Below are 11,347 nucleotides of genomic sequence, written 5' to 3'. Positions count from 1 at the left end.
AGCAGAAAACCATGATCATCAGACGCCCCCTCCTAGCCCGCACGACCATCGCCCTGACCGGGGGACTGATCCTGGCCACAGTCGGCGGTGCCGCGGCATTCGCCGACACCGAGTACGACAACAACGACGTCGACGTCTCCGTCACCATCCCCGAGATCGAGGGACCGGGCGTCCTGGCGATGACCGTCGCCGCTGACTCGACCACCCTGGCCGAGTCAGGAAGCACCCCCGTCGTCCGTCAGTTCATCGGCACCCTTCCCACCGTGACGGTCACCGATACCCGCGACGCGGACGAGGTTCCGGAGGGAGCGGGCTGGTACGTTCTCGGCTCCGCCAGCGACTTCGTCGGGGCCACCGGCCAACCCAGCATCGGCGCGGACCACCTCGGATGGACCCCGCGTCTGCTCGATGGAGGAGACTCCGGACTCGTCGCCGAAGGCGACGAGGTCGGCACCGTCCTCGACACCGGCCCCAACGCCGTCGGCCTCGTCGACCAAGAGCTGCTGGCACTGGCGGCGGACTCTCAAGCCGTCAATGCGGAAGGCAGCTGGACTGTGGAGGCCGACCTCACCCTCAAGACCGAACCGGACGTGATCGCAGGAGACTACCGCTCCGTGCTCACCCTCTCGCTCTTCGAATAGAAACGCTCACCTTCGAACGCATCGATCGAGACATGCACCACTTGGCAGACCCTCCCACCCCCTCAGGGGTTCACGATGAAGGAGAGGGCAGCCATCGGCACTACACGACGCCCTGTGCAGTGATTTCCCACCACTAGGCGCCGATCGATACCAGAAGGGGCCGAGTCACGCAGAAGCTAGCTCGGCCCCTTCTCTCCCCGTCACACCTTGCGGCGCTCGAGCCGCCGAGCAAAGGAGCTCGCCATGACGTTCGCAGTCCCCACCAACGGTCCTCGATTCCCCCGGCGCCAGTTTCTCGCCGCCGCAGCCGCAACCGGAATCACCGCCGGCTCCGTCTCACCACAGGCGTCCGCGGAGGACGGCCGGTGGGTCACCCTCTGGCAAGACGACTTCGCCGGCACCGCACTGGACCTCACGAGCTGGTCAACAATGTCCGGCCCCGGCCAGACCGACCTTCGAGACCAGCAGTACAACGACCCCGGAATGGTCAGCATCGACGGCCAAAATCTCGTCCTCAAAGCCCGACACGAACCACTGAACGGCTTCGCCTACCGCGCCGGAAGCATCACAACACGCAACAAACGAGTACTCGGTCCACACGGGCGCCTGACCACTCGGCAGTTCCTCACCCCGGGTACCGGAGCCGGCCTGGGGGTCTGCCTCTTCGGACAGAACATCGACAGCGTCGGCTGGCCCTCCTGCGGGGAGATCGACGCCACCGAGATAGCACTTGGCCGCCCCGGCTCGCCCTTCGGCTCGATCCACGGGCCGGGCTACTCGGGCGGCAGCCCGATCGCAAACACCTACTCGGGCCCTCTACCCACTCTCGCGGGCCGATGGGTCGATCACGTCCTCGACTGGTCCCCGTGGTCAATCACCTGGTCGATCGACGGCACCGTCTATCACTCCGCCACACCCAGCGATCCTCGCGCCTCCGCGGGCTGGCCGTTCGACCAGGCCTTCTTCGTCCAACTCGTCGTCACCGTCGGATCCTGGGCGAGCGGTGACGTCAATCTCGCCGACTGGCCGACCGGCAACGGCGGCATCCCCGAATTCTCGGCGATCTTCGACTCGATCCGCTTCGAGCAGTGGCAGGCATGGTGACCCGCGCCGTCCCCCAAAGATGCGTTTCGCCCCATCGAGGATGCCCGCCGCTCTCGGCACCGCTGCGATCGCAGAATCCATCGACTCCACGCTCGTGTCCGCTGGTGGAAGGCTTCACCATCCTCGTGTCAACGATCGACACACGTCACCCGGCGAGATCATCCTGGATGGACCCGCACTGATGCAGGACTCGCTCCCTTACTCCTCGATCCGAAAGCTTCTCGCCGAACGACGGGTGGCTGCATCAGCCGGGTCCTCGTGTGGCTCGTAACTCAGCTCATCGACTTTCAGATGCGAAAACGGATTCCGTCAGGAAACCTGCGACCCACAGGAGCCCGCATGTACGAAGCCCGCCGTCCTTCCACCGTGCTACCGACCTCTCTAGCACTTCTCCTGGGCGTGCTCTCCCTCGGGGCCGCTCCCGCCGCCGTAGCCGCGACCAACCAGGTCACGTGGATGGTCAGCCCTGCCACTGACGGCGCCGTCGACAAGCGCTCCTGGGCTGAGCTCGACCTCAACCCCGGAGAGAACGCCGACGAGCAGGCCGCGGTCCGCAACCTCAGCGACCGGACCGTGACCTTCCGGATCGACGCAGCCGACGGGTACTTCACCGACAAGGGCCGCTTCAATATGCTCCCCTCCGACCAGGAGTCGGTCGACGCGGGCACCTGGATCACCGCGCCCGAGACCGTGACTGTCGAACCCGGAGCCGTCGGCATCGTCCCCTTCTCGGTGACCGTGCCCGACAATGCCGAGCCCGGCGACCATGCGGCCGGCATCGCCGCCTCCCTCGTCTCGGTGGGCGCCGACGCCGGCGGCTCGTCCGTCGGGGTCGAGAGCCGCATCGGCTTCCGCGTAATGACCCGGGTGACCGGCGACGTCGCTCCCTCCGTCGCCGTCGAGGACATTGCGAGCGACTACCGCCTCTCGTGGAACCCGTTCGCGCCGGGATCGCTGTCGGTCGACGCCGAGATCGTCAATACCGGCAACGTCCGCCTGCTGCTCGACGGCACGGTGAGCGCCCAGGGCGCCTTCGCACCGCTCGTCGCCGAGGATGCGGCCGCCCAGGAGCTGCTGCCCGGCGACCGGCGGACGATCTCGGTCGCGCTCGACGGCGTCTGGCCGCTGTTCGCAATCGGCACCGACGTGACCGTCGCTCCGACCGTGGTGACCCCCGACGGAGTCGACCCTGTGTCGGTCGCGCCCGTCACCTCCTCCGCCACCGTGCTGGCCGGGCCGCTGCCACAGCTGCTGGTGCTGCTCGGGATCGCGCTGATGCTCGCCGCGCTGCTGGCCGGGCGCTCGCGCTCGCGCCGCCGCATCGCCGCCCTCGTCCAGCACGCAAAAGAGGAGGCGCGGCGCGAAAAGACATGAGAGAGGAAGCAGGAGTCCTCTGTGAGAGAGCTGCACCAGGACATGGTGCGGATGACTTCATAGCTAAACAACCGCCTACGCTTACCTTCCTCCGGTTGGCGGTCAGACTTCCTTCGAGGGAACTCAGCAACGAATCGCCATATCCGTGCCCCCTCTGTCCTGCTCGCCGTGGCGGGCGCGAACCATAACGACTACGGGAGGCTGAGGCGGACGGTCCGGGCACCGCGCTGCCCAGCTCCCCGGGCGCTCCGGTCGGCACCGAAGCCCGCGGGAGTGCGCGGGTTGCTCCGGTGCAGACGTGCCGGCGCGCACCACAGCACAGCACCTGGGGGCCACAATGGGCGCCGCATCTTCCACGGGGGGGGCGGCGCCCTTTCTCGCGGGCGAGGGGTCAGGCTACCGGCACGAGCCGGAACTGCTGCTCGGTGGTGTTCCAGCCGGCAGGCGAGCCGACGAGCTCACGCGCGGCGCTAGCTTCGCTGTAGGCATCGCCGGTGACCTGCAGCACTGTCGCTCGCGCCTTGTTGACGAGGCGGTAGTAGCCGTCGCCGGCGGGCTCGATCCGCCAGAGCTGCTCGTCCCAGTTCAGCGCGCCGGACACGCTCGCGATATTCCAGAGCGCCGCATTCCCGCGGTAGTGCTCGCCGGTCGTGTGCAGCACGGTCGATGGAGTGCTACGGCTGGTCACGCGGTAGTAGCCATCCCCGGCCGACGTGATCGACCACCGCTGCTCGAGCAGGTTCCACGCGGTCGGTGTGGCGACGGCGTTCCTTGCGTCGGGGTTGCGGAGGTAGTTCTCCCGGGTGGTATGCACGGCGAGATCCGAGTGGGCACGGTTCACCAGCTGGAACGAGCCCAGGCGCGCATCCGCCTGCGGTGTCGTGCCCGCCCAGCGGTAGGTGGCGACTGCCGCGGCGGGCAGCGTGTCGGTGAGGACGCCATCCGGAGACACCACCTTTACCGAGCGGGGGCTCGCGGCGGCGTTCGCGACGACGACGACGACCTGTCCCGACGGGGTGCGGAAGGCGACATTGGTGACGTCCTTCGACGTCTGGTCGGAGCCGATGCGCACGGACCCGGGCGTGACGAAGCGCGAGAACTGCCCGTAGAGGTAGTAGTCGCGGTTCAGCGTGTAGGCGTCCAGTGCGCCGGGCTCGGCGGTGACGGGGATCGCGCAGCACTCGGCACGCAGTGGGCCGGTGTTCGGCTCCCCGGCGGTGTCGAAGAAGCTCAGCCAGTAGGTCCAGCTGGCGAGTCCGTTGCGGTAGAAGTCCATGACGCGGGTGACGCCGGCCTGCTGGCTGCCGTCGACCTTGTTCCGCTCGCCGGTCACGCCGTAGTACGTGCGCTCGGTCAGGTGCAGCGGGATGCCGGGGTACTTCACCGAGAACTCTGACAGCACCGTCGGGTCGTCTCCGCTATAATCGTGGATCGCGACGCCGTCGACGTACTGCGCGGCCCGCGGGTCGTCGAGGATCGCAGGAACGAAGTCCTTCAGCCGCGGCGGATTATCGTCACCGACCCAGATCTCGGTCGCGAGCCCGCTGTGCTGCAGCTCCGGCCCGAGGTGGTCGCGGACGTAGTCGCGCATCTGCTCGCCGGTCCACTCACCGGTGGGGTAGTTCGTGATGACCCGCGGCTCGTTCTGCGGGGTCATCGCGGTGATCGGGATGCCCTGCGCCTCGTAGGCCTGGATCGCCATCCGCTGGTAGCGCGCCAGCTCGTCGTAGTACTCGGGCTTCACCGAGCCGCCGTTGCTGAGGCTGCCGTTGGTCTTCATCCACGCGGGAGCGGACCACATCGACAGGTAGAAGGTGATGGCCGGATTGATCTGCTTCGCCCGCTGCGCAAGAGCGATGATGCCGGAGTCGATGTCCTTCTGGATCGAGAAGCTCGAGAGGCTCTCGTCGGTCTGCCCCGCGGGGACGTCGTCGTAGGTGTAGAACTCCTGCGAGCAGAAGTCGGGGCATCCCATCGCGAGGCGGATGATGCTGTAGCCGTTCCCGGTCGCCGGGTCGAACAGCTGCTTCAGCAGCTGCTCGCGCTTCTCCGGCGACAGGCCGATCATGTTCGCCACGCTGCTGCTCTCGAGTGACTGGCCCTGCCCGAGGATCTCCTGGTACGTCGCGGCCGGATCGACGTTGATGGTGGCGTCCGTGGTCGAAGTGTCGGTGGCGGAGAGGGTCTTGGCAGGTCGCGTCTCGAGGCGGTGCGCGCCGTCGTCCGAAGTCCATGTCACCGCGGCGCTGGCCCCGGCCGCGGACACGGGCACGCAGCCCGCCCCGATGATCGCCACACAGAGTGCGCCGACCGCGAGTGCGGCACGGCCAACTCCGCGTCGGCCTCCCGACCCCGACGATCGCGCGCCGGAGCCCCTCGCCCTGAAGCGCGCGACCCGCGCCGATTGCGTCTTCGTCTGCATGTCCTGCTCCTCGTCATTGAGTCGTCGAAGGTGTGAAGCGCTTCAAGCTTATGGCCTCGGCATAGTGCAGCCACCGGACTCCCAGGACACCTTCCGCGAGGATCGCCCTGCCTCGCGTCGGGGCGTCGACGATCAGCGAGGAGCGCGGTGATCGCCGCGGGCACGCGGAAGGCCCGCATGGAGGACGTCCCACCCGGACCTTCCGAGGGTCACTTGTCGACGCTGAAGCCCTACGACTCGCCGTAGCTCGCGAGGTTCTTCTGCCACGCCTCGAGTCCGGCGTTGAGGTCGGTGCCGTTGGAGTAGGCATGTCCGACGGTGTCCGTAAACACGCTGTTCGCGTAAACCTGGAACGGCAAGTAAGCGAAGCACGGTTTGGTACGGGTTAACTGGCATAACGTCGATTATCGGATATCGCTTCGCGCTGCTCGGCGCTGTTCTAACGGCCCCCCCGCATCCACGGCGGGCTTGGCCGCGCTGGCTCGCTCGCGGGGGTATCACGGTGGAGCTGCGCCTGGTCGCGGGCGTCGCTCGCCAGCTCCTGCAACTGCTTTGAGGCGCGCCCCTGCTCGCCCCCGCCGCGGGCCGCTGCGGCCCCGTACGCGAGCGCCTGCGCCTGCAACCCTGCCGCGACGCAATTCGTAAAATTACCCTACTGACATTCCGGACATCAACATGTCTAAACTATGCAGGCGGCTGAATGGGGGTACCTCTCCGAGGGATCTCTCAAGCGAAGTCAGTACCCGTTCCCCTAACTTCTCGTCTACACCACTAACACTGACGTTTTGGGAGAAGATATGAAGCAAAGCTATATGGCTGCACTATGTGTCGGGCTTGTTTTGGCGGGAGCGATTGCCCAACCCGCTGTAGCCGATGCAAGTGAATCGACAGTCGTAACGGGAACACTCACCCTGCCCGATGGCTCACCTGTCGTCGGAACCTCCGTCAGCCTTGAGGCTTGGCCTGCGGGAGCCTCGCTCGGAGCGCTGTCGACCGGCGACCCTGTCAACACCTACACTGCCGGCGCTGACATCACGGGACCGAACGGCGAGTATTCGATTTCCTTCGATGACCCGTCTCAGCTTCCCGCATACGCGGATTCGACGGGAACGGTCAACTTCGTAGTACAGGCCGCCGTCGGTGGTTCGGTTACGACCTTCGATCTGTCACGAAAGCTCCCGTCCTCGCTGTCAGCATCAGCAGCTCCCACTGTTGCTCCTCTTGAGGCCCAATCGGACCCAGGCACCAACAATTCAGCTTCGGCCGAGTCGAGCAACGCGAAGGCAGATCCTCAGGTCGCGGCCGGACAGGTTGGCTGCGGCTGGGCACTCGTCCAGAACCTCGGTCCCAAGTGGGTTCAGGTCGGTGAGGCCTACACAGCAATCGGGACTTCCGCTTCGTTCAACTACACGTCATCTGCTTCATCGCAGCTCGGCGTCGGTGTTTCACAGAGTGGAAACGCTGGAACTTGGAGTGCCAGCGGGACAAACAGCGTGTCAAGTAGTTCCAGCGTCGGCATGCCTACGGTCAGCGGCGCGTCCGGCAGGCTGTGGAAGACGCAGTTCAACTACGGCAAGTTCGGGTACGCCTGCGCCGGCTCTGGCTACCAGAACTACCAGACCAAGGCGACGAGCTTCGCGGGCGGATCGACCTGGTCGACTGCTGCTTCTCCGCCCTCGGCGACATACTGCGTCACCCAGGCTGCTGGCTCTTCTTTCACGAAGAACTCCACGAGTGCCACCACCTTCTCCGCAGGAGCTGCGGTCGGTCTTGGAATCAACATGTCTGCACAGACCGGGTTCTCCACGTCGACGGCTCTGACCTTCTCGTTCTCAGCCACGCACAAGCTGTGCGGATCGAACGCCTACCCCGGCAACTCCCCGGCGCGTCTGGTCGCTAAGCCGTGACGTCGCGGCTGCGCCTCGTAGCGTGCACACTGAGCCTGCTGCTTCTGGCGGGCTGCGCGGCGCAGCCGTCTCCGGGGAAAATGACTTTTGGTGGACAGCCCGGCGAACAATGCACATCGACCTTGGAAGACGAAAAAGTCTTACTGGGTGACGTGCTCACACCAGAAGAGGAAGACGTCACAGTAAGTTCCGTGACACTTACTGATGCCTCTGGCGTGTCGCTTGAAGCAGCATACTTTCTGCCCATTTCCGCCGATGCTATTGGTACATCAAATTATCCCCCGAGTTCCGATACTGCTTGGTCCGATAGAGAATCGGCAGACGGAGCCTTTTTGACCGCCGGTGCCGCTACGAATATCGTGCTCCTTGTTAAAAGAACCTCTGCAAGTGAAGGTTCTTTTAGATCTATAGCGGTGGAGTACGCACAGGGTGGATCCCACTTCCAAAATGAGGGCTCGACATCGTACGTTTTTCGCGACGTGTGTTGAGCACCGACGTCAAGAACCTTCACGACGCGGCGGTGTGCAGCGCTGTCGTCGCGGTAAAACGCGGCCTGCGCTCGCGCGTCGGTGGCGAGCCCGCGTAGCTCATCGGGGTCTGCGTGGGCGTGCAGCCGCCGTCCGCGTCGCGCTCGTACTCACCCGCGCGGCGGTCGCGCTCATCTGCGATACCGGAGAGGTCGCGCGGGTCTTGCCGCGCTGCGGCATCCTGGCGGAGCGCGGCCCCTACCGTGATCTTCGAGCTGCGGTCGCTTGCCGCGTCTGAACGCCTCCAGGCAACAGGCACCCTAAGCGCGAAGAAGGGGAGCACCGACTAGTACTCCCCCTTCTTCGCTGTGGACGCCGGTCAGCGGCTGAGATCTCCGCGGGCGGCGCCCTGCGCCGTAGCGCTCGAGCACCTCGCGCTGCACGACGGCAGCGGCCCGTTCTGCGATCGGGTCGTGACCCTTCCACGCATGCGCCGTCTCCGCGATCTTCGCGATGTCCTGGACGCTCGCGCGCTCCCACCAGTCGGGACTGTCCACCACCTGCAAGCCCGCTTGTGCAGCGCTGCGCTCGGCGTCGAACCGGGCCGATAGCTCGCGCGCCGGCGCCGGACCGCATGACCTTCGTGCCGGAGAACTCCGCCGGCTCGTCGTGATCTCCGGTGGACCTCCGGCTCGCGGTTCCGCGTCCGGCTCGCTGAATCCACCCGGTTCAGCTTGCCGAGGCGTGTTCCGCGTGCCGAGGTCACCCCGGCCGACCTCCGGCTCGCGATTCCGCGTCCGGCTTGCCGAATCGGCCCGCTTCGGCGTGCCGTGGCGTGTTCAGCTTGCCGGAGGTCACTCCGGCGGACCTCCGGCTCGCGGATTCACGTCCGGCTCGCCGGATCCGCCCGGTTCAGCGAGCCCAGGCGCGTTCCCCGTGCCGGAGGTCACCCCCCGCGGCCTCAGCCGCGCCACTCCACGTCCACGCGCACGGCCTCCGCGCCGAGCGGCAGCCCGCCCGACACCTCGCGCCCGTCGACCCGCAGCACCGCGTCGCGCAGCGTCCGCAGCCGCGTCCCGGCCGCCGGCGCCAGCCACTCCGCGCCCGGCAGCCGCCGCGCCCACAGCGACGCGCGGCCCGGCGACCACTCCAACCGGTCCACCACGAGCCCGCCGCGCGCCCGCAGCCCCGTCACCGCACCGCGTGCCCACACCGAGGGCAGTGCCGGCAGCACCGTCAGCGACTCGTCGTCCGAGCCGAGCAGCATCGCCGCCACCAGTCCCGGCAGCCCGCCGCTCGCGTCGAGGTTGAAAATGCGCCCCGCGTCGTGCCGGGTCGTCAGCGTCGGCGACCAGTGCTCGACCGCCAACCACTCGGCACAGGTCAGCGCCGCCTCCGCATCGCCCAGCGCCGCAGCCGCCGTGCCCACCTGCACCAGCCCGAATGCCATCTCCATCCGCCCCGGGGGAGCGGTCGGCGCCTCGGCCCGCCACGCGATCTTCGCCGCCACGGTCGCCGCCGCGGCCGCCCGCAGCCGCCCGGCAGCCGCACTGTCCCCCTCGAACGCCGCGTCGCCCCCGTACCAGAGCGGATACAGCTGCGAGGCGTGCCGGTGCGCGATCTCCTCCGAGAACCGCGGGTCGATCCACTCCGCGAGCGTGCCGTCCTCCGCCACGCGGTACTCCGGCAGCTCGGCGACCAGACGCGCCCAGCGCTCGTCGAGCGAGTCGTCGCCGCGGGCCCGCCCGAGCAGCGCGGTGGCCCGCGCGGCGTCGCGCAGCACTGCGACGTCGATCGTCGCGTCGACGGCCAGCGGCGAGCGCGCCCCGCCGGGGGTGTTCTCGGGGGAGTAGGAGGGCACGATCCGCCGGACCCCGTCGACCACGGTCGTGCCGGTCTCGGCGAAGCGGAGCACGCCCTCGGCCAGCTCCCACAGCCGGTCGTCGACGATGGCGCGGTCGCCCGTCGCGGCGACGGCGTCGGCGGCGAGGCGCAGCACCCAGCCGCCGCAGCCGGTCCAGAACAGGTGCGGGTAGCTCGCGGTGAAGTGGTCCGCGCGGCCGTGCGTCGACATCCGCGACGGCAGCAGCATCCCCTCCGCCCCGTAGACGAGGCGCGCGTTCTCGCGGTAGTCGTCGAGGTGCGGCAGCACCAGCTCCAGGATCGACAGCGCCAGCTCGGGCGTGCCGGTCGGGATCATCCCCGCCATCGCGCCGTTCTGCACGTTGCCGTTCAGTGTGTAGTCGGCCGACCAGGCCGGTCGCCAGGTACCCTGCCAGACGCCCTGCAGCGTCGGCGGCAGCTCGCCGGTCGAGGCGACGATGTTCGCCCGGCCGCTGAGGTACGCGAGCTCGACGACGCGGCGGCGCGCGCCCTCGTCGCCGGCCCGGGCCTCGTCCCAGAGGTCCTCGGTGAGGATGGCGGAGGAGGCGCCGGCCAGGTCGAGGGCGGAGGCGCCGACGAGGCGGCCGTGGCCGTCGCGCTGCGCCGCGCGCAGGTCGGTCCACGACAGGTCGTCCGCCACCGGCTCCTCGTCCGAGAGCGAGAGGTCGAGGCGGAGGAGCCGGGCCGCGCCGGCCGCGACGGGCGCGACGGAGCGCGTGACGGCTCCGTCGACCTCCCACGGCGCCCCGGTGGCGGCGGTGACGACCGCGCGGACGCGCTCGCCCCCGGTCTCCGCGCTGCCGGTCCCGGCGAGGGCGACGAGCCGCCCGACCACCCCGCCCTCGACGCTCGCCTCGACGACCGCCGACGCGTCCGGGACCCCGGTGTCGAACGAGGTCGCGTCGCCCGCGCCCAGCCCGAGCTCGACGACGCTCTCGCCGTCGCGGTCGGACTCCACGCACAGCCGCACGCTCTCGCCGCCGTGCGGGGCGAGCAGCCGCACCGCGTGCCGCCCGCCGTCGAGGTCGGTCCACTCGACCGCGACCTCGCCCAGCAGCGGGTCGATCAGGCGGCGGCTCGACGCGACTCCGCCGGCCGTGCGGATCGAGACGGTCGCGCAGATCCCTAGGGGGTCGGTCCAGATCAGTCCGCCGTCGTAGCCGCTGGAGCGCGCCCCGCGGGTCAGGGCCTCGCTCGCCGCATCGGCGTCGCCGGCCAGCAGGGCGCTGCGCAGCTCCTCTCGCACCCCGGCGAGATCAGGTGCGGCAGGCCGCGCGTTGACGGGCAGGAAGTACCGCTCGTGCGCCAGGGACACGGTGAGCGCGTCGGCCGGCCCGTGGACGACGGCGCCGACGCGGCCGCTGCCGACGATCAGCCCCTCCTCCCAGGTGGGAGCGGCGGTGGCGGTGACGAGGAGGTCGGTGCGCGACGATGCGCTGTCGATCGAGGAGATGATCGGTTCCTTTCGGGCTCGAGGGAGCGCCTGATATGTTGCCTGGAACTTCAAATTACCTCTCCCGGTGCGACGGCGCACGGGAGTCGAGAGTA

General features: G+C 68.4%; 6 protein-coding genes. 4 read left to right on the top strand and 2 right to left on the bottom strand.

Features of this window, described 5'->3' with window-relative positions; translation table 11 throughout:
* Window positions 1-11: 11 nt before the first annotated feature.
* The 3 genes from HQQ86_RS11960 (at window position 12) to HQQ86_RS11950 (ending at window position 3,119) form a co-directional block, all read left to right on the top strand.
* A complete protein-coding gene (locus HQQ86_RS11960) occupies window positions 12-641 on the top strand; it encodes a hypothetical protein (RefSeq protein WP_173288297.1) in 630 nt (209 codons plus the stop codon).
* A gap of 243 nt (window positions 642-884) precedes the next feature.
* Entirely contained in the window at window positions 885-1,745 is an 861-nt protein-coding gene (locus HQQ86_RS11955) for a family 16 glycosylhydrolase (RefSeq protein ID WP_173288295.1), read from the top strand.
* A gap of 399 nt (window positions 1,746-2,144) precedes the next feature.
* Entirely contained in the window at window positions 2,145-3,119 is a 975-nt protein-coding gene (locus tag HQQ86_RS11950) for a DUF916 domain-containing protein (RefSeq protein ID WP_173288293.1), read from the top strand.
* 391 nt (window positions 3,120-3,510) lie between these two features.
* Here the strand turns inward: HQQ86_RS11950 and HQQ86_RS11945 are convergent, their stop codons facing one another.
* Window positions 3,511-5,391, bottom strand: a complete 1,881-nt coding sequence (locus tag HQQ86_RS11945; RefSeq protein ID WP_173288291.1) for a glycoside hydrolase family 30 beta sandwich domain-containing protein — start codon at window positions 5,389-5,391, stop codon at window positions 3,511-3,513.
* A gap of 947 nt (window positions 5,392-6,338) precedes the next feature.
* Between HQQ86_RS11945 and HQQ86_RS11940 the strand changes: the two genes are divergently transcribed.
* Window positions 6,339-7,448: a hypothetical protein gene (locus tag HQQ86_RS11940; protein ID WP_173288290.1), complete on the top strand. Its 1,110-nt coding sequence runs from the start codon at window positions 6,339-6,341 to the stop codon at window positions 7,446-7,448.
* Window positions 7,449-8,876: 1,428 nt separating this feature from the next.
* Here HQQ86_RS11940 and HQQ86_RS11935 read toward each other — a convergent pair.
* The gene (locus HQQ86_RS11935; RefSeq protein WP_173288288.1) at window positions 8,877-11,333 is read right to left on the bottom strand and encodes a glycoside hydrolase family 95-like protein; all 2,457 of its coding nucleotides are present in this window, start codon (window positions 11,331-11,333) and stop codon (window positions 8,877-8,879) included.
* Between the last annotated feature and the right edge of the window lie 14 nt (window positions 11,334-11,347).

Source organism: Rathayibacter sp. VKM Ac-2857, assembly GCF_013205025.1.
Lineage (GTDB): Bacteria > Actinomycetota > Actinomycetes > Actinomycetales > Microbacteriaceae > Rathayibacter.
The sequence above is the reverse complement of the archived record's forward strand: the minus strand, read 5'-3'. Positions and strand labels throughout refer to the sequence as shown.

What these genes read in the sequence shown, in the direction of transcription:
- HQQ86_RS11960 (WP_173288297.1), top strand. Translation starts at nt 12, where the DNA reads ATGATCATCAGACGCCCCCTCCTAGCCCGCACGACCATCGCCCTGACC.
- HQQ86_RS11955 (WP_173288295.1), top strand. Translation starts at nt 885, where the DNA reads ATGACGTTCGCAGTCCCCACCAACGGTCCTCGATTCCCCCGGCGCCAG.
- HQQ86_RS11940 (WP_173288290.1), top strand. Translation starts at nt 6,339, where the DNA reads ATGAAGCAAAGCTATATGGCTGCACTATGTGTCGGGCTTGTTTTGGCG.